The organism is Streptomyces sp. NPDC014764, from assembly GCF_043082785.1.
Taxonomy (GTDB): domain Bacteria; phylum Actinomycetota; class Actinomycetes; order Streptomycetales; family Streptomycetaceae; genus Streptomyces; species Streptomyces althioticus.
Map to the genome: position 1 here is coordinate 244,853 of NZ_JBIBXY010000007.1, position 22,316 is coordinate 267,168.

The 22,316-nt window shown below is 73.2% G+C and carries 20 protein-coding genes; 11 read left to right on the forward strand and 9 right to left on the reverse strand.

What is annotated here, in order from left to right; all coding sequences use genetic code 11:
- Nucleotides 1-100 precede the first annotated feature (100 nt).
- Genes ACF1AG_RS19900 through ACF1AG_RS19910 form a run of 3 tightly spaced genes read right to left on the reverse strand, consistent with a single transcriptional unit; the run spans nt 101 to nt 3,196 of the window.
- Nucleotides 101-1,654 (reverse strand): tripartite tricarboxylate transporter permease, encoded by a 1,554-nt coding sequence (locus ACF1AG_RS19900; RefSeq protein WP_391810114.1) that lies wholly within the window; start codon nt 1,652-1,654, stop codon nt 101-103.
- A 1-nt stretch (nt 1,655) separates the two neighbouring features.
- Nucleotides 1,656-2,216, reverse strand: a complete 561-nt coding sequence (locus ACF1AG_RS19905) for a tripartite tricarboxylate transporter TctB family protein (RefSeq protein WP_359604435.1) — start codon at nt 2,214-2,216, stop codon at nt 1,656-1,658.
- Entirely contained in the window at nt 2,213-3,196 is a 984-nt protein-coding gene (locus tag ACF1AG_RS19910) for a tripartite tricarboxylate transporter substrate binding protein (protein ID WP_359604433.1), read from the reverse strand. Before ACF1AG_RS19910 ends, ACF1AG_RS19905 begins: the two co-directional genes overlap by 4 nt.
- A gap of 275 nt (nt 3,197-3,471) precedes the next feature.
- Here ACF1AG_RS19910 and ACF1AG_RS19915 point away from each other — a divergent pair, with 275 nt between their 5' ends.
- The 5 genes from ACF1AG_RS19915 to ACF1AG_RS19935 all read left to right on the forward strand — a co-directional run bounded on the left by ACF1AG_RS19915 (nt 3,472) and on the right by ACF1AG_RS19935 (nt 8,317).
- Nucleotides 3,472-4,269 (forward strand): response regulator, encoded by a 798-nt coding sequence (locus tag ACF1AG_RS19915; protein ID WP_359604431.1) that lies wholly within the window; start codon nt 3,472-3,474, stop codon nt 4,267-4,269.
- Between the two features lie 82 nt (nt 4,270-4,351).
- Nucleotides 4,352-5,470 (forward strand): Gfo/Idh/MocA family protein, encoded by a 1,119-nt coding sequence (locus ACF1AG_RS19920; protein WP_391810115.1) that lies wholly within the window; start codon nt 4,352-4,354, stop codon nt 5,468-5,470.
- Nucleotides 5,467-6,396: a PmoA family protein gene (locus ACF1AG_RS19925; protein ID WP_391810116.1), complete on the forward strand. Its 930-nt coding sequence runs from the start codon at nt 5,467-5,469 to the stop codon at nt 6,394-6,396. Before ACF1AG_RS19920 ends, ACF1AG_RS19925 begins: the two co-directional genes overlap by 4 nt.
- Nucleotides 6,396-7,103, forward strand: a complete 708-nt coding sequence (locus tag ACF1AG_RS19930) for a cupin (RefSeq protein ID WP_359604425.1) — start codon at nt 6,396-6,398, stop codon at nt 7,101-7,103. The genes ACF1AG_RS19925 and ACF1AG_RS19930 overlap by 1 nt, the downstream gene beginning before the upstream one ends.
- A gap of 365 nt (nt 7,104-7,468) precedes the next feature.
- Nucleotides 7,469-8,317: a phosphotransferase gene (locus ACF1AG_RS19935; RefSeq protein ID WP_391810117.1), complete on the forward strand. Its 849-nt coding sequence runs from the start codon at nt 7,469-7,471 to the stop codon at nt 8,315-8,317.
- 89 nt (nt 8,318-8,406) lie between these two features.
- Here ACF1AG_RS19935 and ACF1AG_RS19940 read toward each other — a convergent pair whose 3' ends face one another.
- Nucleotides 8,407-9,033 carry a phosphatase PAP2 family protein gene (locus ACF1AG_RS19940; protein WP_359608138.1) on the reverse strand — a complete coding sequence of 209 codons (627 nt, stop codon included), beginning with the start codon at nt 9,031-9,033 and terminating at the stop codon, nt 8,407-8,409.
- Nucleotides 9,034-9,119: 86 nt separating this feature from the next.
- Nucleotides 9,120-11,372 (reverse strand): heavy metal translocating P-type ATPase, encoded by a 2,253-nt coding sequence (locus ACF1AG_RS19945; protein ID WP_391810118.1) that lies wholly within the window; start codon nt 11,370-11,372, stop codon nt 9,120-9,122.
- A 180-nt stretch (nt 11,373-11,552) separates the two neighbouring features.
- Between ACF1AG_RS19945 and ACF1AG_RS19950 the strand changes: the two genes are divergently transcribed.
- Entirely contained in the window at nt 11,553-12,518 is a 966-nt protein-coding gene (locus ACF1AG_RS19950) for a hypothetical protein (protein WP_391810119.1), read from the forward strand.
- 3 nt (nt 12,519-12,521) lie between these two features.
- Here the strand turns inward: ACF1AG_RS19950 and ACF1AG_RS19955 are convergent, their stop codons facing one another.
- Together ACF1AG_RS19955 and ACF1AG_RS19960 are read right to left on the reverse strand one after the other, a co-directional pair.
- On the reverse strand, nt 12,522-14,360 hold the full coding sequence (locus ACF1AG_RS19955; protein ID WP_391810120.1) for a glycoside hydrolase family 15 protein: 1,839 nt from the start codon (nt 14,358-14,360) through the stop codon (nt 12,522-12,524).
- Nucleotides 14,361-14,450: 90 nt separating this feature from the next.
- The gene (locus ACF1AG_RS19960; RefSeq protein WP_387797057.1) at nt 14,451-15,584 is read right to left on the reverse strand and encodes a methyltransferase; all 1,134 of its coding nucleotides are present in this window, start codon (nt 15,582-15,584) and stop codon (nt 14,451-14,453) included.
- Nucleotides 15,585-15,754: 170 nt separating this feature from the next.
- On the opposite strand from ACF1AG_RS19960, the gene ACF1AG_RS19965 reads away from it, so the two are divergent.
- The 5 genes from ACF1AG_RS19965 to ACF1AG_RS19985 all read left to right on the forward strand — a co-directional run bounded on the left by ACF1AG_RS19965 (nt 15,755) and on the right by ACF1AG_RS19985 (nt 21,123).
- Nucleotides 15,755-16,993 (forward strand): ROK family protein, encoded by a 1,239-nt coding sequence (locus ACF1AG_RS19965; RefSeq protein WP_387797055.1) that lies wholly within the window; start codon nt 15,755-15,757, stop codon nt 16,991-16,993.
- A gap of 32 nt (nt 16,994-17,025) precedes the next feature.
- On the forward strand, nt 17,026-17,922 hold the full coding sequence (locus tag ACF1AG_RS19970; RefSeq protein ID WP_391810121.1) for an NAD(P)-dependent oxidoreductase: 897 nt from the start codon (nt 17,026-17,028) through the stop codon (nt 17,920-17,922).
- A 44-nt stretch (nt 17,923-17,966) separates the two neighbouring features.
- On the forward strand, nt 17,967-18,386 hold the full coding sequence (locus ACF1AG_RS19975; protein WP_359606831.1) for a PPOX class F420-dependent oxidoreductase: 420 nt from the start codon (nt 17,967-17,969) through the stop codon (nt 18,384-18,386).
- A gap of 156 nt (nt 18,387-18,542) precedes the next feature.
- On the forward strand, nt 18,543-18,809 hold the full coding sequence (locus tag ACF1AG_RS19980; protein WP_391810122.1) for an SHOCT domain-containing protein: 267 nt from the start codon (nt 18,543-18,545) through the stop codon (nt 18,807-18,809).
- Nucleotides 18,810-19,029: 220 nt separating this feature from the next.
- Nucleotides 19,030-21,123, forward strand: coding sequence for a peptidoglycan recognition protein (locus ACF1AG_RS19985; protein WP_359606827.1), 2,094 nt, complete (start codon nt 19,030-19,032; stop codon nt 21,121-21,123).
- Nucleotides 21,124-21,234: 111 nt separating this feature from the next.
- Here ACF1AG_RS19985 and ACF1AG_RS19990 read toward each other — a convergent pair whose 3' ends face one another.
- Together ACF1AG_RS19990 and ACF1AG_RS19995 are read right to left on the reverse strand one after the other, a co-directional pair.
- Nucleotides 21,235-21,777, reverse strand: coding sequence for an ATP-binding protein (locus ACF1AG_RS19990; RefSeq protein WP_359744775.1), 543 nt, complete (start codon nt 21,775-21,777; stop codon nt 21,235-21,237).
- Nucleotides 21,778-21,960: 183 nt separating this feature from the next.
- Nucleotides 21,961-22,284, reverse strand: a complete 324-nt coding sequence (locus ACF1AG_RS19995) for a hypothetical protein (protein ID WP_359744773.1) — start codon at nt 22,282-22,284, stop codon at nt 21,961-21,963.
- Between the last annotated feature and the right edge of the window lie 32 nt (nt 22,285-22,316).

Sequence of the window (22,316 nt, forward strand, 5' to 3'; positions counted from 1 at the left end):
CGCGCGACCAGCGGGGGGGGGAACGCTTCGGGCCGGGACGCGGTGAGGCGTCCCGGCCCGAAGCCGGGGAGTGCGACCGCCGTTCGACGGCTCGGGAGCCTCAGACGCCCCGGTCGGACGGCGTACGGGAACCGGACTCCCCGGACGTCTCCGGCGTCTCGGCCGGCGTGGCCGTACGGCGCGGCAGCGCCCTGCGGAGCAGCGGCCAGGCGAGCAGCAGCGACACGACCGCGTACACGGTCACCGAGAACGGCGTGTTCACCAGGCCGGTGACGCTGCCGTCGCTGATCTGGAGCGCGCGGCGCAGCTGCTGCTCGGCGGCCGGACCGAGGATGACGCCGATGACGGCGGGCAGCACCGGCAGTCCGTAGCGCCGCATCCCGAACCCGATCAGGCCGATGACCAGCAGCAGCACCAGGTCGATCACCTCGCCGCCGACCGCGTACGCGCCGACCGCCGCGAAGAACATGATCCCGGCGTACAGGTACGGCCGCGGGACGCGCAGCAGCTTCGCCCACAGCGGCGCGAGCGGCAGGTTCAGCGCGAGCAGCAGCACCATGCCGACGAACAGCGAGGCGATGAGGCCCCACACCAGGTCGGGCTCCCGCTCGAAGAGCAGCGGCCCGGGCTGGATGCCGTACTGCTGGAACGCGGCCAGCATCACCGCCGCGACCGCCGTGGTCGGCAGGCCCAGCGTCAGCATCGACACCAGCGTGCCCGCCGCGGAGGCGGACGCCGCCGACTCGGGGCCCGCCACACCTTCGATGGCGCCCTTGCCCCACTCGTCCTTGTGCTTCGACAGCCGCTTCTCCGTCACGTACGACAGGAACGTCGGGATCTCCGCGCCGCCCGCCGGGATCGCGCCGAACGGGAAGCCGATGAACGGGCCGCGCGCCCAGGACTTCCAGGTGCGCCGCAGATCGGCACGGCCCAGCCACGGCCGGCCCACCGGGATCGGCTCGGGCGGCCGGCGCCGCAGATGGGCGGCCACCCACAGCGCCTCGCCGATCGCGAACAGACCCACCGCGACGATGACGACGTCCACCCCGTCGGCGAGATGCAGCGAACCAAAGGTCAGCCGCTGCTGCCCGGTCATCTGGTCCAGGCCGATCAGACCGATGGTCAGGCCGATCAGCAGCGAGGCCAGGCCCCGGATGCGCGACGAGCCGAGGACGGACGTCACGGCGATGAACGCCAGCACCATGATGGCGAAGTAGTCCGGCGCGCCGATGTCCACCGCCAGGTCGGCGACCGTCGGTGCGAGCGCCACCAGCAGCAGCGTGCCCACCATGCCGCCGGCGAAGTGGCCGACGGCGGCGGCCGCGAGGGCCTGCGCGCCGCGCCCCGACTTCGCCATCGGGTTGCCCTCCATCGCGGCGACCACGGCGGCGCTCTCGCCGGGCGTGTTCAGCAGGATCGAGGTCGTCGAACCGCCGAACATCGCGCCGTAGTAGATGCCGGCGAACATGATGAACGCACCGGTCGGGTCGAGCCCGTACGTCACCGGCAGCAGCAGGGCCACCGCCATCGCCGGACCGATGCCCGGCAGCACCCCGATGGCCGTGCCGAGCAGCACACCCACCGCGGCCCACAGGAGGTTGAGCGGGGTGAGGGCCGTACCGAAGCCGTCCAGCAGGGAGTCGAGGGCGTTCATGTCACAGCACTCCCATCAGCGGGCCGCCGGGCAGCGGCACTCCGAGCAGCTTGTCGAACAGGGCGTAGGCGGCCAGCGAGAGCACCGCCGCGATCAGCGGGTCGCGGTCCACCCGGCGGCTGCCGAGCGTGTACGCGGCACCCCAGAACAGCAGGGCGCCCGCGGCGGGGAAGCCGAGCGGTTCGATGAGGACGGCCGAGCCCAGGAACACGCCGGACAGCAGCAGCACCGTGCGCCAGTCGGGGGGCTCGGACAGGTCGACGTCCTCGCCGGCCTCCGCCTGGCCCCGGCCGCCGCGCAGCACGTCGACGGCGAGCAGGGTGGCGACGAGCAGCAGGGCGACGCCGACCACGACGGGCACGGTCTTCGGCCCGACCGGGCCGCGCTGGGTGATGTCGACGTCCATGGTGAGGGCGTCGGTGAGGACGAGCACGCCGAGGGCGAGGAGAAGGACGCAGACGCCCAGTTCGGAGTGGTCGCGGAGCCAGGAGCGGGCGCTGCGGGGGGTGGCCGGCGCCGGAGGGGTCTTCTGCTCGGGTGCCGGGGTGGGGGGAGTGGTCACAGGCCGAGCTCCTTCAGTACCGACACCACGCGCTCGTCCTCGGCGGCCAGGAACGCGCCGAACTCGTCGCCGGTCAGGAACGCGTCGTCCCAGCCGTTGCGTTTCATGGACTCCTGCCACTCCTCCGTGTCGTGCAGCGCCTCCAGCAGCCGGACGAGCTTGTCGCGTTCGGCGTCCGTGAGGCCGGGCGGGGCGACGACACCCCGCCAGTTCGTGAACTCCACGTCGTAGCCGGACTCCTTGAGCGTGGGCGCGTCGAGACCCGGCACGCGCTTCGGACCGGTCACCGCCAGCAGCCGCAGCTCACCGGCCTCGATCTGGTCGCGGTACTCGCCGACCCCGGAGACGCCGAAGGCGACCTTGCTGCCGAGGATCGAGGCGAGCAACTCGCCCCCGCCGTCGAACGGGATGTAGTTGACGTCCCGCGGCGCGATCCCGGCGGCCTGCGCCATCAGCATCGGCGCGAGGTGGTCGGGGCCGCCGGGGGAGGAACCGCCGCCGACGGGGAGCCGGCCGGGGGCCGCCTTCCACGCCGTGACGAGGTCGTCGATGGTCCGGTACGGGGAGTCCTCGGCGACCACCACCACGTCCTGCTCCTCGGTGAGCCGGGCGATGGGCGTGGTGTCGGCGAGGGTGCGGGGCGCGTGGTTGGAGCGGACGGCGCCGACGACCCCGAGCCCCATGGACATCGCCAGCTTGCCGTTGCCGCGCTCGTTCACCAGGCGGGTGAGCCCGACCGTGCCGCCGGCGCCGGGCAGGTTGAACACCTCGACGGAGCGGGTGAGTCCGGCGTCCTCGGCGTTCTTCGCGGCCGTGCGGGCGGTGATGTCGTAGCCGCCGCCGGGCGTGTTGGGGACCATGAGGCGCAGGCCCGGGATGTGGGTGCCGGTCTCGGCGCCGCTGCCGGTCGTGAGCAGCGGTGGGCCCACGAGGACGAGCAGAGCGGCGCCGAGCAGGGCGAGGGGTGTGCGCAGGCGCACGGGTGCCACCACCTGTCGGTCGGGTTGTGCGGGTGCGGGTGCGGGTGCGGTTTCGCTTGCAGGGTTGGTGAGTTGTTGCGAGGTGTTGTTCCGAGGTGCGTCACTCGTGGAGGGGGTGGGTGACGCGGGCCACATGGTGCCTGGGCGGGGGCGGGGTGTCGCGGTTACGGAAGCAATGGAGGTTGTGGTCGTTGTGTCAGCGGGGCGGTTGCTCCCGGTGCAGGTCCGGCGCAGGGCCCTGTGCGGGGGCGGGGGCCGGGGCGATGATGGGGCGCATGTGGGACGGGGAGGACGTGAGCGGGGCCCGCGGGGCCGGTCGGGCGGGCGAGGCCGGCGGGGGCGCCGGAGCCATCGGGGTGCTGGTGGTGGACGACGACTTCCGGGTGGCGCGAGTGCACCGGGCGTACGTCGAACGCGTCGACTGTTTCCGGGTGGTCGGGGTCGCGGGCAGCGGTGAGCAGGCTTTGAGCGCCGTCGACGCACTCCGTCCCGACCTCGTCCTGCTCGACCTGTATCTGCCCGACGTGTTCGGCCTCGATGTCATCCCCCGGCTGCGCACGGCCGGGCACGACTGCGACGTCATGGTCGTCAGCGCCGCGCGCGAGGCGGACGCGGTGCGCGGCGCCGTGCGGCACGGTGTCGTCGACTACCTGCTCAAGCCCTTCGACTTCGAGGACCTGCGGGGGCGGCTGGAACGGTACGCGGTGCAGCGGGGGATGCTGCGGGACACCGTGGTGCGCGGGCAGGCGGACGTCGACCGGGTGCTGGCGGGGGCGGCGATGCCCGTAGCGACAGTGCCGTCCGGGCCGCGCAGGCTGCCCAAGGGGATGAGCGCGGAGACCGCCGGGCTGGTCGAGCGGACGCTGCGGGAGGCGGAGGGCAGCCTGTCGGCGAGCGAGTGCGCGCGGTTGACCGGTGTCTCGCGCGTCAGTGCGCGGCGGTATCTGGAGTACTTCCACGCCGTGGGGGCGGCCGAGGTGTCGTTGCGGTACGGGGCGACCGGTCGGCCGGAGCGGCGGTACCGGTCCGTGGGGGCGGGGCGGGGGGTTGTCTCCGGGAGAGGGCGGGCCTAGGGTCGGAGGCACGCGGGGAAAGCGCTTTCTGCCTTCTGCGGTCTCCGCGCCTCATGGCCTGTCGCTCTCCGAGGAGTGCCGCATGACCTCGTCCCCCGGCCGCCGTCGTGCGGCTGTCGTCGGCACCGGTGCCATCGTCGGCGGCGGGCATCTGCCCGCGCTGCGGGCGCACGCCGACCGTGTCGAACTCGTCGCCGCGGTCGATGTCGACCCCGGCCGGCTGGACGCCTTCCGGGCGGAGGCCGGAGAGGGGGTGGCGGGCTTCTCCTCGACCGGGGCGATGCTCGACGCCGTACGACCCGACCTGGTGCTCGTCGGCACACCGCCGTCGCTGCACCGCGAGCAGACCGTCGCCGCGCTGAAGGCGGGGGCCTGGGTGCTGTGTGAGAAACCGCTGTGTCTGTCGCTCGCCGAGTACGACGAGATCGCGGCGGCGGAGGCCGCGTCCGGGGCGTACGCCTCGGTGATCTTCCAGCACCGGTACGGCAGTGGGGCCGTGCGCGCACGGGAGTTGATCCGGCGTGGGGAACTGGGCCCGCCGCTGGTCGCCCACTGCCAGACCACGTGGCACCGGGACGCCGGGTACTACTCCGTGCCCTGGCGCGGACGATGGGCCACCGAGGGCGGCGGGCCGACCATGGGGCACGGGATCCATCAGTACGACCTGCTGCTGCACCTGCTCGGGGAGTGGGAGGAGGTGCAGGCGATGGCGGCCCGGCTGGTGCACGACACGGAGAGCGAGGACGTGTCGACCGCGTTGGTGCGGTTCGCGGGCGGGGCGCTGGCGACCGTCGTGAACAGTGTGCTGTCGCCGGCCGAGGTGAGCCGGGTGCGGGTGGACTGCGCGGAGGCGACCGTCGAACTGACGCATCTGTACGGGCACGCGAACGACGACTGGGTGTACACGCCCGCGCCGCACGCGGCCGAGGAGCGGGCGGCCGCGTGGCGTGAGGTGGGCGAGGACGTGCCCAGTTCGCACACCGCGCAGCTGGGGTCCGTGCTGGACGCGTGGGACGCCGGGGTGCGGCCGCCGGGGAGCGGCCGGGAAGCGCGGAACACGCTGGAGTTCGCTGCCGCGCTGTACAAGGCCGCGTTCACGGGGCGGACGGTGCGGGCCGGGGAGATCGGGCCGGGGGATCCGTTCTACGAGGCCATGCACGGAGGGCTGGGGATGACGTGGAACGGGGTGGGGCGGGCGTGACGCTGCGGGTGGTGCATGCGCACGGGGACGCCGTGGGCGTGAGCGTGGGGGACGTCGAGATTCTGCGGTACGTGTACCGGCCCGATCCTGTCGAGTTCGAGTCGCGCAAGCCGTACGCGCATCCGGTGCGGACGCTCGGCGGAAGGGTGGTGACCGGGTACCGGCCGAACGACCACCGGTGGCACAAGGGGCTGCAGATGACGGCCAGCCATCTGTCCGGGCAGAACTTCTGGGGCGGCAACTCGTATGTGCACGGGCGGGGCTACCTTCCGTTGCCGGAGCGGATCGGATGGATGCGGCACGACGGGTTCTCGTCGTTCGAGGTGGACGAGGAGCGGCTCGCGTGCGTGGAGGAGCTCACCTGGGTGGAGAACGGGGGCGACGAGTGGGCGCGTGAGAAACGGGGGTTGAGCGTTCACTCCGTCGATGTGGCGGGAGGCGCCTGGGTGTTGGACTGGTCGATACGGCTGACCAACGTGCGGGGAGAGGAGTTGAGGTTCGGGTCGCCGACCACGGCCGGGCGGGAGATGGCCGGGTACACGGGGTTGCAGTGGCGGGGACCGCGGGACTTCACCGGGGGGACGGTGTTCGCGCCGGGGGCGGCGGGGGCCGGTCCGGGGGAGAGGTTCATGGGGACGCAGGGGCCGTGGCTGGGGTTCACGGCCGAGCGGGACGCCGTCGACGGGGCGTCGACACTGGTGTTCGCGCATGCGCCGGAGACTCTCGATCCGGGGCGGGCTGTGCATCCGTCGCACTGGTTCGTGCGGTCGGAGCCGATTCCGTCGGTGGCGTTCTCGTGGGCGTTCTTCGAGGAGTTCGGGCTGCCGGCGGGGGAGTCGTTCGCGTACCGGTACCGGGTGGTGGTGGCGGACGGGGCGTGGGGGAGTGAGCGGGTGGAGGAGTTCTTGTCGGGGGTGGCGTGGTGATGCCGCTGCCGGGGGCGGTGGGGCTTTCGCATCTGCGGGCGTACGAGTGGGAGGCCGCGGACGGGGTGTGCGGGGGGAGTCCGCATCTGCATCTGGCGTGTACGGAGGCGTACGTCGTCACCGGGGGGTCGGGGGCCGTGCAGACGCTGAGTGTGGAGGGTGGGTACCGGGAGATCCCGTTGCGGGAGGGGGTTGTCGCGTGGTTCGCGCCGGGGACCGTGCACCGGATGGTGCGGGGGGAGGGCGGTGGCGGTGATGCGCTGCGGGTGACGGTGCTGATGGAGAACGGCGGGTTGCCGGAGGCGGGGGATGCGGTGTTCACGTTCCCGGCGGAGGTACTGGCGGACGCGGGGCGGTACGCCGATGCGGTGAGGGCGGGAGATGAGGCCGCGGCGCGGAGACGGAGGGATCTCGCCGTGGAGGGGTATCTCGCGCTGCGGGAGGCGTTGAGGGCGGGGGACGTGGGACCGTACCGGGAGTTCCTGAGGGCGGCGGCGAGGCTGGTGCGGGGCCGGGTCCCCAAGTGGCGGGAGTTGTGGGAGGCGGGGGCGGTGGCCGCGGTGCGGCGCACGGGGGAGCGGCTGGATGCGTTGGGGGTGGGGGACGTCCGGTATCTGGAGGGGGCGGGGGTGTGGGAGGTCGAGCCGAGTCGGTGGGGTGGGCCGGGTATGTGCGGGTGGCGCGACGAGTACGGGCTGCCTGTGTGACGCCTAGGCGCGGGGTCGCGTTCGGCGGGGCTATGCAGCGACCAGGGCGGGGTGGGGTGCGGGGCCGCGGTCGGGGCGGTCGTCCTCGGTCTGGCGCGACGGGGGCGCTGACAACAGGAGAGCGCGGACGCGCCGGCCGCTGCGGGCGCCCACCCCCACCCCCACCTCCACCCCCACCCCCACCCCGTCCCCTCCCGCCGTGGGCGGCTATGCCGACGCCGGTGGCGTGTCGACGAGGGACGGCCGCCGTGATCCCAGAGCCTGTGCAGGTCCCTGGTTTGCGATGCTTGTCGCCGTTCCGGGGCGGCCGCCCGATGATGGGGCATCGCTGCTGTACCGGACGTGTGACAGTGAGGGAGAACCGTATGGAGCCATCAGACCTCCACCGCGCAGTCGAGGCGGGGCGGGCCACCGCTTCGGGGCTGGGCCTTCAGGTCGACGACGCGATCGTCATCCACAACTCGGACCGCGTCGCGCTGCGCCTGATTCCTTGCGGTGTTCTGGCCCGGGTCGCACCGTTGGGGCATCTGGATGATGCCGAGTTCGAAGTGGAAGTCGCTCGCCGTCTCGCCGACGTCGACGCGCCGGTGGCTGAGCTCGATCCTCGGGTCGAGCCGCGGGTTCATGTGCGTGACGCCTTCGCAGTCTCGCTGTGGACCTACTACGAACCGGTGGGAGCGGAGGTCGCGCCGGCCGAGTACTCGGACGTGTTCTTGCGGCACCATGCCGCTCTGCGGCAGATCGAGCTGGACGCGCCGCATTTCACCGACCGGGTCGCCGCGGCGCTGAGAGAGGTGGTCGACGGGGAGCGGTCTCCCGAGTTGCCCGATTCTGACCGGGCGCTTCTCAGCGACACACTCGGTGGACTGAGCGCCGCGATCAGCAGCGACAGAGCCGGCGATCAGCTGCTGCACGGCGAGCCCCACCCGGGCAACCTCCTGAACACGAGGAGAGGCCCGCTGTTCGTCGACCTCGCGACCTGCTGTCGTGGGCCGGTCGAGTTCGACCTCGCCCATGCACCCGAAGACGTGGGGAGGCACTATCCGGGGGCCGACCAGGACGTGATCCACCGGTGCCGCGCCCTGAACTGGGCGATGTTCTCCGCATGGCGCTGGCGCCGGGACGACCAGATGCCCGACCGGGACCACTGGAGGGTGGAGGGCCTCAACCGGGTTCGTGCTGCACTCGATCGCTGCGGGCTGGGCCGGACTTGAGACGGAGGGGCTGCTGCGAGGGCGACCACCGCCCCCACGCGATCCGGCGCCGGGAGTGGGGCCGGGACCGTACCTGACGTCCCGGCTGCCTACCTGGGGCGCCGGCCTCGCGGGTACGACGCCGGGAGGCGCGCCGAGGCGACCGCCAGGGCCGTCGCCGCCGACGCCACCCCCAGCACCGCACCCGCCGCCACGTCCCCCGGATAGTGCACCCCCGTATGGATGCGGGAGTACCCCACCGCCCCCGCCAACGCGCCCAGCGGCACCGACGCCGCCGGCAGCACCGTGCCCACCGCCGTCGCGAAGGCCACCGCCGACGCCGTGTGGCCGGACGGGAAGGACGCCGACATCGGCATCGGCACGTGCCGGTCCACCGTCACCCGTGCCGCCTCCCGGTCGGGGCGGTCCCTGCGGACCAGCCGCTTGCCGAGCAGGTTGGCCGAGGCGGACGCCACCGCTATGGCGCCGACCCCGGCGAGCGCCGCCCTGCGCGGGCGGGACCCGGCCAGGGCCAGCGCACCGGCGATGGCGAACGAGATCTTGGAGTGGTCGGCCGCGTGGGAGAGCCTGCGCAGCGCCCGGTCGAGCGTCGGCGTGGGGGTCGCGGCGACCGCCGCGTACAGCGCGCCGTCCACCGCTCTGAGGTCGCTCAGCACCTCGGAGGCGATCCTGCGCAGTCCGTCGACGGGCGGTACGGGTCCGGTGCGCTCGCTCATGTGTCTCTCCCGCGGTGACATCGTCCAGGTGCCCACGGTACGCATGATCCACGCCACGGGCCCGCCCGCCCCCGCCGGTACCCCGTTCAGGCCGCCCGGAACGTCCGCAGCCGCAGGGAGTTGCCCACCACGAACACCGAGGAGAACGCCATGGCCGCCCCCGCGATCATGGGGTTCAGCAGACCGGACGCCGCGAGGGGCAGCGCGGCGACGTTGTAGGCGAACGCCCAGAACAGGTTGGACCTGATCGTGCCCAGGGTGCGGCGGGCGAGCCGGACGGCGTCCGCCGCGGCCCGCAGGTCGCCGCGGACCAGCGTGAGGTCGCCCGCCTCGATCGCCGCGTCCGTGCCGGTGCCCATCGCCAGGCCCAGGTCCGCCTGGGCCAGGGCCGCCGCGTCGTTGACGCCGTCGCCGACCATGGCGACGGAGCGGCCCTGCGACTGCAGGCGCTTGACGACGTCCACCTTGTCCTGCGGGAGCACCTCCGCGATCACGTCGTCCGGGGCGATGCCCACCTCACGGGCGACCGACCGCGCGACCGCCTCGTTGTCGCCCGTGAGGAGCACGGGGCGCAGTCCCAGTGCGCGCAGGCGGCGGATCGCCTCCGGGCTGGTCTCCTTCACCGTGTCGGCGACCTCCAGCACCGCGCGGACCTCGCCGTCCCAGGCCACCAGGACCGCCGTGTGCCCCGCCGCCTCGGTCGAGCCGAGGGTGCGCGCGAGGGACGCGGGCAGGGGGAGGGACCGGTCCGTCATGAGGCGGGGGCGGCCCACCAGGACCGCGTGGCCCTCGACCACCCCCTGGACGCCCAGGCCGGGGACGGCCCTGAAGTCCTCCGGGGTGGGCAGTGTGCCGAGTGCGGCCAGGGCCGCGTCGGCCACGGCTCGGGCGATCGGGTGTTCCGAGGCGTGCTCCAGGGCGCCGGCCAGACGCAGGACGTCCGTCTCGTCGGTGTCGGGGGCGTGCACGGCCACCACGCTCATCCGGCCGGTGGTGACGGTGCCCGTCTTGTCCAGGACCACCGTGTCGACACGGCGGGTGGACTCCAGGACCTCCGGTCCCTTGATGAGGATGCCGAGCTGGGCGCCCCGGCCGGTGCCGACCATCAGTGCGGTCGGGGTGGCGAGACCGAGGGCGCAGGGGCAGGCGATGATCAGGACCGCCACGGCGGCGGTGAACGCGGTCGTGGCACCGGCGCCGTTGCCGGTCCAGAAGCCCAAAGTGGCCAGGGCGAGGGCGATCACCACGGGGACGAAGACGGCGGAGATGCGGTCGGCGAGCCGCTGGGCGGACGCCTTGCCGTTCTGTGCGTCCTCCACCAGCCGTGCCATGCGGGCCAGTTGGGTGTCCGAGCCGACTCGGGAGGCCCGTACGACGAGACGGCCGCCGGCGTTGACCGTGGCGCCCGTGACCGGGTCTCCGGCGGTGACCTCCACAGGGACCGACTCGCCCGTCAGCATCGACGCGTCCACTGCGGAGGAGCCCTCCACGACCGTGCCGTCGGTCGCGATCTTCTCGCCGGGGCGGACCAGGAAGTGGTCCCCGGCCACGAGATCCGCTGTGGGGCGGGTCTCCTCGCGGCCGTCCGGAAGGAGGACCGTCACGTCCTTCGCGCCCAGTTCCAGCAGCGCGCGCAGGGCGGCTCCGGCCCTGCGCCTGGCGCGGGCCTCGAAGTAGCGGCCGGCCAGGACGAACGTCGTGACGCCCGCCGCCGCCTCCAGGTAGAGGTTCCCGGCGCCGTCCGAGCGGGCCACCGTGAACTCGAAGGGGTGCGTCATGCCCGGGGTGCCCGCCGTGCCGAGGAACAGGGCCCAGAGGGACCACAGGAACGCGGCGGTCGTGCCGACGGAGACCAGCGTGTCCATCGTGGCCGCGCCGTGGCGGGCGTTGATGAGGGCCGCGCGGTGGAACGGCCAGGCAGCGTAGGTGACGACGGGTGCCGCGAGGGTCAGGGACAGCCACTGCCAGTACTCGAACTGCAGGGCCGGGATCATCGCCATCGCGACGACGGGGGCCGACAGGAGGAGCGCGGTGATCAGACGGTCGCGCAGCGGGCGCAGTTCGTCGGGCTCCGGCGGCCGTCCCTCGTCGGCGTGGGGCGGCGAGGGTTCTCTCGCGGTGTAACCGGTGGTTTCGACCGTGGCGATCAGGTCGGGGACGGTCACGCCCGCGCCGTAGCTGATCCGGGCCTTCTCGGTGGCGTAGTTGACCGTGGCGGTGACGCCCTCCATCCGGTTGAGCTTCTTCTCGATCCGCGCGGCGCAGGAGGCACAGGTCATCCCTCCGACGGAGAGTTCCACCTCGGCATCGGCGGCGGCGCCGGTCGTACGGACGGTCATCACTGGCTCCCTGCTGAATACGGGACGGGGGTATCCCCCGAGGCCTCGAATGTATACCCCGGTAGGGTATGTGGCGCAAGGCGTACGGTAACTTGACTTGGTACCCCCTAGGGGTATCGTGAGCTGTATCGATCGGCTCGTGACGGGTTGCGGGCCGCTGTTTCCAGGGGAGAGACGGCCATGAAGACCGGACTGAGGATCACCGCGTTCGCCGCCGCGCTGGCCGGCGCGTTCGGCACCGCCTACGGGGTCGGCCAGACGTTCGACCCGGTCGTCGCGGAACGCCCCCGGGCGCACGAGGACCGGCATCCGTCAGGAGCGGCGGAGAGTGAGCACGGCGGGAGCGCCGCACACGCGCCCGGCGGGCTGCAGATCTCCGAGGGCGGCTACACCCTCGACCTGGACACCCCGACGGTGACCGCCGGCGAGCGCGCCGAGCTGCGGTTCACCGTGCGGGACGCGGACGGACGGGCCGTCGACCAGTACCGGCCGGAGCACGACAAGGAGCTGCACCTCATCGTGGCCTCCCGAGACCTGGTGACCTACCGCCACCTCCACCCCGAGCGCGCCCCCGACGGCACCTGGAGCACGCCCGTCGACCTGCCCCGCGCCGGCGGCTACCGGGTGTTCGCCGACTTCACCCCTGACCGGCCGGGCGCGGAGAACCTCACCCTCGGCGCCGACCTGGCCGCCTCCGGCCCCTACAGCCCCCGCGAGCTGCCGCGGCCCTCCGCCGCGGCCCGTGTGGACGGCTACGACGTGGAGCTGACCGGGACGCTGACACCCGGCCGGGCGAGCGAACTGCGCCTGACCGTCTCCCGCGACGGCGAGTCCGTCACCGATCTCCAGCCCTACCTGGGCGCCTACGGCCACCTCGTCGCCCTGCGCGCCGGAGACCTCGCCTACCTGCACGTCCACCCCGAGGGCGAACCGGGCGACGGCACCACCCGGCCCGGCCCGCACGTCTCCTTCACCGCCACGGCCCCCAGCGGCGGAAGCTACCGTCTGTTCCTGGACTTCAAGCACGACGGCGTCGTCCGCACGGCCGCCTTCACCGTGGAGGCCGGAAAGGCCACGCCGGAGGAGCCGGCATCCCCCTCACCAACGGAGCCGTCCGGGCAGTCCGACGACGGTCACGGCCACTGACGGTCAGCCCAGCGCCCGGTCCAGGTTGTACGCCGCGCTGATCAGGGCGAGGTGGGTGAAGGCCTGGGGGAAGTTGCCCTGCTGGTGTCCGGTGTGGCCGATCTCCTCGGCGTAGAGGCCGAGATGATTGCCGTAGGTGAGCATCTTCTCGAAGGCCAGACGGGCCTCGTCCAGGCGGCCTGCGCGGGTGAGGGCCTCGACGTACCAGAACGAGCAGATGGAGAACGTGCCCTCCTCGCCGTGCAGCCCGTCGGGGCTCACGCGCGGGTCGTAGCGGTAGACCAGCGAGTCGGAGACCAGCTCACGGGTCAGACAGTCCAGCGTGGACAGCCACCGGGGGTCCTTCGGCGCGATGAACTTCGACATCGGCATCATCAGCAGCGCCGCGTCCAGCACCTCCCCGCCCTCGTGCTGGACGAACGCCCGCAGCTCGTCCGACCAGCACTCGGTCATGATCCGCCGGTAGATCGTGTCCCGGCAGTTCATCCAGTGCGGCAGGTCCGCGGGCAGACCGCGACGGCGGGCCATGCGGACGCCCCGCTCGATCGCCACCCAGCACATCAGCCGCGAGTACAGGAAGTTCTTCCGCCCGCCCCGCGTCTCCCAGATGCCCTCGTCGGGCTGGTCCCAGTTCGCGCACACCCACTCGACCAGCGCCGTCACGTGGTCCCACTGCTCGCTGGAGATCGGCTCGGCCCACTTGTCGTACAGGTAGATCGAGTCGATCAGCGCGCCGTACACGTCCAGTTGAAGCTGGTCGGCCGCCCCGTTGCCGACCCGGACCGGGGATGAGCCGCGGTGGCCCTCCAGGTGGTCCAGCGTCTGCTCGGGCAGGTCGGTGCGGCCGTCGATGCCGTACATGATCTGCAGCGGGCCCGACGGTTTGCCGTCGCCGGGGCTGATGTGCCGGGAGACGAACGCCATGAACGCCTCCGCCTCCTTGGTGAAGCCCAGCCGCAGCATGGCGTACACGCAGAACGCCGCGTCGCGCACCCACATGTAGCGGTAGTCCCAGTTGCGTTCGCCCCCGAACTCCTCCGGCAGGCTCGTCGTGGGCGCGGCGACGATCGCCCCCGTGGGCGCGTACGTGAGCAGCTTCAACGTGAGCGCCGAGCGGTGCACCATCTCCCGCCAGCGGCCCCGGTAGTGGGACGAGGAGAGCCAGTCCCGCCAGTAGCGCACCGTCGCGCCGAACTCCCGCTCCGCCTCCTCGTGGGCGCAGCCGCGCGGCGCCAGCTCACCGCCGACCTGGTCCAGCGCGAACACCGCCGTCTCACCCTCGGCCAGCTTGAACTCGGACCGCACGTCGACCCCGTCCTGCTCCAGCGGAACCGTGGCGGTCAGGGCCAGGTCCAGCGCGTCCGACTCGAAGACGGCGACGTCCCCGGTGACGCGCAGCGTGTGCGGCAGCGCCGCGTAGCCGAACCGCGGCGCCACCAGCGCGCGGAACGGCAGCGAACCGCGCACGCACAGCACCCGCCGGATCAGCCGGTGCCGGCCCTCCTCCACCGACTCGCCGGACACCGGCATGAAGTCCTGCACCTCGCCGACGCCGTCCTCGGTGAAGTACCGGGTGATCAGCACGTTCGTGTCGGGGAAGTAGAACTGCTTGGTGCGGGCCGGCACGGCCGCCCTCAGCTCGAAGCAGCCGCCCCGGTCGGCGTCCAGCAGCGCGGCGAACACGCTCGGCGCGTCGAAGCACGGCGCGCAGTACCAGTCGATCGTGCCGTCCGTCGCCACCAGCGCCACGCTGCGCAGGTCGCCGATCAGCCCGTGGTCGGCGATGGGCATGTACCGCCGGGCACCGGATCCGTCGTCCGGCCCGCTCGTCGTCCCGTCCATCGCAGCCTCCTCGGCCGGCGCGCGTCCTCCTGCCAGCTTAGGCAGGGGGAGCGGGACCGGCCTTCCGGCGGGCGGCGGACCTGCCGGGCCTTACCGGCGTACGGCCTTCAGCACCACGAACTTCGGGTCCGACGCCACCACCTCGCTGTTGCCGAACAGACGGCGCAGCTTCACGTGGTAACCGAGGTGCCGGTTGCCGACCACCCACAGCTCGCCGCCGGGGCGCAGGGTGCGGCGGGCACCGGTGAACATGCGCCAGGCCGTCGCGTCCGTGGTCGCCTGGTGGGAGTGGAAGGGCGGGTTGTTGAGAACCAGGTCGACGCTGCCGGACGGGACGCCCGTCAGACCGTCGCCGACCCGGAACTCCGCGTGCCCGCTCACGTCGTTCGCCCGGTAGGTGTCCTGCGCCGACGCCACCGCCTGGAAGGACTCGTCCACGAACAGCACCTCGGCCTTGGGGTCGGCCAGTGCCATCGCCGTCCCCACCACGCCGTTGCCGCAGCCCAGGTCCACCACCCGGCCGCCGCTCCCTCCGGCGGGCAGATGGCCCAGGAAGAAGCGGGTGCCGATGTCCAGCCGGTCCGCGCAGAACACCCCGGCGTGGTTGACGACCGTACGGCCCGAGACCGGACCGACGTCCCCGGGCAGCGTGTAGCGGTACGGCCACGGGTTCGGCGGCCGGACCAGCGACGGGTCCGGCGTGCAGAAGATCAGCCGCGCCTTCTTCTCCGCCAGGGACGTGCGGGTCGGACCGAGGATCCGCTCGAACAGCTTCAGCGTCGAGGTGTGGATCTCCTTCACCATGCCCGTGCCGACCACGACCGTGTCCGCGTGCACCGAGGGCGCCAGCCGCAGCAGCTGGTCCTCCAGCAGCGCCAGGCTCTTCGGCACCCGCACCAGCAGCACGTCGATCCGCTCCGGCGGCGCGTCCTGCGTGGTCAGCAGCCGGACCGTGCCCGGCTCGACACCGTTGCGGGCGAGATTGGCCCGGGTGGCCTCCTGACCGAGCCAGGAGTCGGTGATCTGCGCCGGCCGGTACGCGGCGAGCGCCGTCACCAGCGCCCCCCACCGGTCGCCGACCACCACGACCGTCCCGGACAACGGCGGCTGCCGCTCGGCGAGATGCCTGAGGAGATACTCGTCGGAGGCGTCCCAGGCGCGCAGCCTGTCCCGCGGGTCCTCGGGGAAGCGGGACAGCACCGGCTCGCCCCAGGGGGTCGTCATACGGTCGTTCATCGTGCAGCCAGGCTAGCCGAGCCCCGACCCTGCCCGGCGCGGCGCACTGGCGCGGACGCCGGGGGCACACAACCCGTACGCCCCGCGCACCCCGCCGTGTTCCGCACGTGGGCGGCCTGTCGTCCGCGAGCGTTGCGGATCATGGGAGACTCGCCCCCATGAGCGGGAAGGCGGACCCCCGGCCGGCGGGGGAAGGGACCACCTCGAGGACGCGGCTCGACCGGGGGCGCGGGGCGCTCGGACCCGCGCTGGAGCTGGTGCACACCGGACGCGCCCCGACCCGTGCCGTGCTCACCGCGGAGCTCGGCGTCACGCGCGCCACGGCCGGTGCGGTGGCCGCCGAACTGGAGGCGCTCGGACTGATCCGGGTGGACGCCCGGCCCGGCGCGGCCGCCGGATCCCAGGGACGCCCCTCGCACCGGCTGTCCGTCGCCGAGGACGGGCCGGTGGCGCTCGCCGCGCAGGTCCACGCCGACGGCTTTCGCGCCGCCCTGGTCGGGCTCGGCGGCCGGATCGTCGCCACCGCACCCGGCTGCGAGGTCGTCGACCCCGACCCGGCGAAGGTGCTCGGCTCCGTGGTCGCGGCGGGCGCGGAACTGCTGCGGCAGACCGGGCGACGCTGCGTCGGCGCCGGGCTGGCCGTGCCGTCGGCGGTCGCCGAACCGGAAGGGCTGGCGCTCAACCCGCTGCACCTGGCCTGGCCCGCCGGGGCCCCGGTGCGGGAGATCTTCGCCGAGCAGGTGCGTGCCGCCGGCCTCGACGGGCCCGCGTTCGCCGCCAACGACGTCAACCTCGCCGCGCTCGCCGAACACCGCCACGGCGCCGGGCGGGGCTCCCGCGACCTGCTGTGCGTGGCCACAGGACACCGCGGCGTCGGCGGCGCGCTGGTCCTCGACGGCCGTCTGCACACGGGCAGTTCGGGTCTCGCGCTGGAGGTCGGGCACCTCGCGGTCAACCCCGACGGCCGCTCCTGCCACTGCGGCAGCCGGGGCTGTCTCGACGTCGAGGCGGACCCGCTGGCCCTGCTCACCGCGGCCGGCCGCGACCCGGGCCCCGAGATGTCACTGCTGAGGCAGGCCGACGACCTGATCCGCGGCCGGTACGGCGACCCGCGGGTCCGCACCGCCACCGAACAGCTCATCGACCGGCTCGGCCTCGGACTGGCCGGGCTGGTCAACATCCTCAACCCCGACCGGATCATCCTCGGCGGTTTGTACCGCACCCTTCTCGAGGCCGACCCCGACCGGCTGCGGGCCGTCGTCGCCGACCGCAGCCTGTGGGGCCGCAGTGGCGGGGTGCCGATCCTCGCCTGCACGCTGGACCACAACAGTCTGGTCGGCGCGGCGGAGCTGGCCTGGCAGCCGGTGCTGGACGATCCTCTGGGAGCACTGGCGTAAGCACGACGACCGCTCGACGGAAGGCCGACCGTATGACCGACACGCTCACCGTCAGCGTCCTGGGCACCGGCATCATGGGCGCCGCGATGGCCCGCAACCTCCTGAGGGCGGGACACACCGTCCGCGTGTGGAACCGCACCCGCGCCAAGGCCGACCCGCTCGGCCCGGACGGCGCCCACGTCGCCGGCGCCCCCGCCGAGGCGGTCGAGTCCGCCGACGTCGTCCTCACCATGCTGTACGACGGGCCCGTCACCCTGGAGACGATGCGCGCGGCCGCCCCGGCCCTCCCGCGCGGAGCCGTCTGGGCGCAGTGCACCACCAGCGGCATCGAGGACGTCGCCGGGATGGCCGCCTTCGCCCGCGACCACGGCCTGCGCTTCTACGACTCTCCCGTGCTCGGCACCCGCAAGCCCGCCGAGGACGGGCAGCTCACGGTGCTCGCCGCCGGCCCCGCCGAGGGCCGGGACGCGGTGACCCCGGTGTTCGACGCGGTGGGCGCCCGCACCGTGTGGACCGGCGACGACGGCGGGGAGGCGTCCGCCACCCGGCTGAAGCTCGTCGCCAACAGCTGGGTCCTCGCGGCCACCGCCGCCGCGGGCGAGACGCTGGCCCTGGCCCGCGTCCTGGACGTCCGGCCGGACGACTTCTTCGGCCTCATCGCCGGCGGCCCGCTCGACATGGGCTATCTGCACGCCAAGGCGCAGCTGATCCTCGAGGAGCGGCTGTCCCCTGCCCAGTTCGCGGTGAGGACCGCCGCCAAGGACGCCGAGCTCATCGTGCGGGCCGGTGAGCGCCACGGCGCCCGCCTCGACGTGGCCGCCGCGAGCGCCCGCCGTCTGGAGCGGGCCGCGGCCCGGGGGCACGGTGACGACGACATGGCCGCCGCCTACCACGCGAGCTTCGACGACGGGCCGGCGTCCGCCACCTGACCGCCCTCACCGACTCCCTCATCCCCCTACAGCGAGGAGTGCACGTGTCCAAGCCCCCACTGCCGCCCGAGGCCCAGGCGATGCTGCGCCGGCCCAACCCGTGCGTGATGGCCACCCTCCGCTCCGACGGCTCGCCCGTCTCCACCCCCACCTGGTACCTCTGGGAGGACGGCCGCGTCCTGATCAACATGGACGAGGGCCGGGTCCGCCTGCGCCATCTGCGCAACGACCCGCGCATCACCCTCACCGTCCTCGACGCCGGCGACTGGTACACCCACGTCACCCTGATCGGCCGCGTCACCGAGATGCGCGACGACGAGGGCCTCGCCGACATCGACCGGCTCTCCCGCCACTACGGCGGCGACGCGTACCCGAACCGTGACCGTCGTCGCGTCAGCGCCTGGGTCGAGGTCGAGCGGTGGCACGGCTGGGGCGCGCTGAAGGACAACGCCCAGACCGGCTGAGCGACGGCCGCCGAAGCACACGCGTACCGCCCGCGTACTCCCCGGGCGGTACGCGAGGTGCCGCCGGCCGCACGACGACCGGACCCCCCTCCCGGAGCGAGTCTCGAAGTGTCGCCGAGGGGCGACGAGACACCGCACCCGAGGAGTTGAACGATCATGCAGACCCTGGCGCACTTCGGTGACGGCGGGCCCGGCCCGTGGATCCTGCTCTTCCCTCTGTTCTGGGCCCTGGTCGTGGGGCTCGGCATCACCCTGCTGCGCCGCACGGGGTGGCGCGGCCGCCGTGGTCCGGACGGACCCGCCGCCCGCGACGACTCGCCGCTCGCCGTCCTGGGCCGGCGCTTCGCCTCGGGCGAGATCGACGAGGACGAGTACTGGCGCCGGCTGTCCGTCCTGGAGGAGCAGTTCGGACGCCGCGGCTGAGGTACCCCCAGCACGTCGTAGTGATCCACATCACCGCCCCACCCTGTGACGGACGGAGCGCGGCCGGCGCTGGAGAGGTGAGGCGTCGTACGAGGCGGACGAGTCCCGTGCGACGGCCGTCGCTTCCGTCGGCCCGTCCGGGCCGCTTCTCAGGGTGGGGATCCTTTTGAGCCGTCACAGCCGGCGTCGTGCCGTGTCGCACGCGTACAGACCGCTGAGTATGAGACGCCGGGCGTGGCTGACGCTCGGCGCCGTGCTGATCGGCGGAGGGGGCGTCGTCACCTACGCGACGGCCAGCCCCTCCGACTCGGGAGCCCCCGGGCAGGAACGTCGTCCGGTCGAGGTCTACGGCCTGGAGCTGAAGGGCACCGCGGCCGGCGAGCGCAAGCTGCCCCGCACCGAGACCGAGCAGTTCTCGCTGGTCGGCGTCTCCTGGAGCGGGGCGCGGAAGCCGCTGGAGGGCACCGCGCAGGTGCGCACCCGCGGCCTGGAGTCGGGCGAGTGGGGCGCCTGGCAGTCACTGGAGCTGAACACCGCACCGCCGGAGAAGGTCGAAGCCGGCATGCGCGGTGCGTCCCAGCCGCTGTGGGTCGGGCCCTCCGACGGTGTGGAGGCCCGCGTCGTCCACGAGGACGGCTCCACCGCCGCACTGCCCAAGGGCATGGAGGTGAACCTGGTCGACCCGGGCGTGGTGACCGAGGCCGAGACCCGCGTCGACGCGCCCGAACCGGCAGCGTTCGCCATGGACGAGTCGCCGTCCCCGTCGCCGTCCCCGGAGCCCACCGCGCCGCCGTCCACGATGCCGCAGCCGCCGGTCACCTCGCGTGCCGACTGGGGCGCGGACGAGTCGAAGAGCCCCGACCCCTCGGAGTACAACACCGAGGTGAAGGCGGTGTTCGTGCATCACACCGACGGCGCCAACGACTACGACTGCGCGGAGTCGCCCGCGATCGTTCGGGGCATCTACGCCTACCACACCCGGACCAACGGGTGGAACGACATCGGCTACAACTTCCTCGTCGACAAGTGCGGCACGGTCTTCGAGGGCCGCAAGGGCGGCATCGACCGGCCCGTCCTCGGTGCGCACACCTACGGCTTCAACCGTGAGTCCGCCGGCATCGCCGTCCTCGGCGCGCACGGCACCGGCGCCGCCTCCGCCGCCGCACTGGCGTCCGTGGCGCGGGTGACGGCCTGGAAGCTCGGCCAGTACGGCGCCGACCCGGCCGGCACGGTGAAGCTCACCGCCGGCGCGACCCAGACCAATTACTTCGGCACCGCCTTCACCGCGGGCGAGGAGTACACCTTCCACCGGGTGTCCGGGCACCGCGACGGCTTCAACACCCAGTGCCCGGGCGACGCCCTCTACGCCCAGCTGCCGACCGTGCGCACCTGGGCGGCGGGCCCCGTCGACGGGCTGCGGCTCGTGTCCCTCACCGACGCGACCGCCAAGGGCTCGACGTACTACACCAAGGGCACGCCCGTGGTGCGCTGGTCGGCCACCACACCGGCCGCGCTGATCAAGAGGTACGACGTGCTCGTCGACGGCCGGTCGGTCGCCGGAACCTCGGGCGCCGGCTACGCCAAGCGGATCACCCTCACCCCGGGCAGCCACACCGTGAGCGTGCGTGCCACGCACCAGTCCGGCGCCGTCACGGCCACGGACGCGTTGACCGTCGTGGCGGAGACGACCGCACCGGTGTTCACCGCCGCGCCGACGCTCGGCCTGCGCGCCGGCACCGTCAACACCGGGTCCGCCCCGGTCACCCTGCGCTGGAAGGCGACCGACGACCAGGCCCTGCGCCAGGTGCAGCTGCTGACGCCGGCGACCGCCACCTTCAGCGCGGCCGCCTACCTCTCCAACCGCACCGCGAAGCCGGGCATCGCGTCCACCTGGTCCATGCGGGCGTACGACTACGCCGGCAACCACCGCGACACCGCGGCCACCTACACCCCGGTGATCCTCCGGGAGAGCGCGGCGGTCCGGACGGGCACCTGGAGCACCCGCAGCTCCACCAGCTACCTCGGCGGCAAGTCGTACTCCAGCGCCTCCAAGGGCGCCAGCCTGAGCTGGACGTTCACCGGGCGCTCGGCGGCCTGGGTGGTCTCCCGGGCGTCGAGTTCGGGACAGGCGTACGTGTACGTCGACGGCGTCAAGTCCGCGACGGTGGACCTGCGGTCGTCGGCCACGAGCTACCGGCAGGCGATCTGGACGAAGACCTGGACGGCCAACGCCAGGCACACCGTGAAGATCGTGGTCGTCGGCACCAGCGGCCGGCCCACCGTCACCACGGACGCCCTCGTCTACATCAGGTAGCCGGCACCCCGGCTGTCAACAAGGGCTGCCGGCCGGGGCGCGGTGTCCCGCGGACAGGAGGTCCGCGGGACACCGCGGCCGTGGGCGGCGACCCGTTGTGTCACCGCCCGGTCAGCCGGGAACGGCGGACCGGACGGGAGCGGGTTCCGGACGGTGGACCTCGGCCACGTGGTCGACGAGCGCGACCTCCGTGAACCGTGGCCGGTCCGGTCCTGTGGCGGTGAGGTGCGGGCGCCGGTCCCAGGCCGCCGGTTCGGCGGCCGCGGGCGTCGGCAGGGTGAACCACACGACCTTGCCCGCGTCGTCCGGCAGCACGCCCCAGGTCTCGCTCATGGCGGCCACCATCGCCAGGCCACGGCCACAGGTGGCGAGCGGTCCGGCGTCCGCGACGGCCGGCAGCCGCGGATCGTGGTCGTGCACCGACACCTTCAGCCGGTCGAGGAGCAGTTCGATCTCCACGGTGCACGTCTTGTCGGGCTGGGCATGCCGGTGGACGTTCGACAACAGCTCCGTCACACCGAGCGAGGCCCGGTCTATCAGCGAATCCATGTGCCAGTAGCGCAACTGCGCAGATACGATTCTGCGGACCTGGCCGATCCGCGACGGCAGGGCTTGGAGCTCCACCGTGCAGTGCCTGCTTGGGTGACTGATCACGGCTGCGACTCCCCGACGTGAGGTCCGGAAGAACACGGAGTACGGATCCAGCAGGGCGCCTGCGTGACGCTGCCGCCTGCTGTCGTGGCCGGCGGGCTGGTTCGCAGCGTTATCGCCGGTAAACCCAGAGTGACGTGAGAACAGCGTGACCCAGCGGCGGATACGGCGCAACTCACGGACATCTCAGGCGCCGCGCCCCGCCGCCCGGCGGACGGCCTCGATGAAACGGCGGGCCGCGGGCGGGCCGGGTTCCCCGGGGGCCGGGTCGTGGTCCGCGAGGGTCAGCAGGTACCGGTGGCCGTTGAGGTCGGCCAACGCCCGGCCGTCGGGCACGAACCAGGGCCGCGTGGCCCGCACGGCCTGCACCGGCGCGCTGTCGATCTCGGTGCCGTAGCTGGTGAGCAACTCCAGCCGTCCGTCGCTGATCCGGACCTGTCCGGCCCGGGTGAGCGACCGCAGCCGCCGGCCGATCCGCACGCCCGTGGCCTTGAACTCCGGCTCCGCCATTGCCAGCCGCCCCCTCTGTGCGCGTCGGTGCA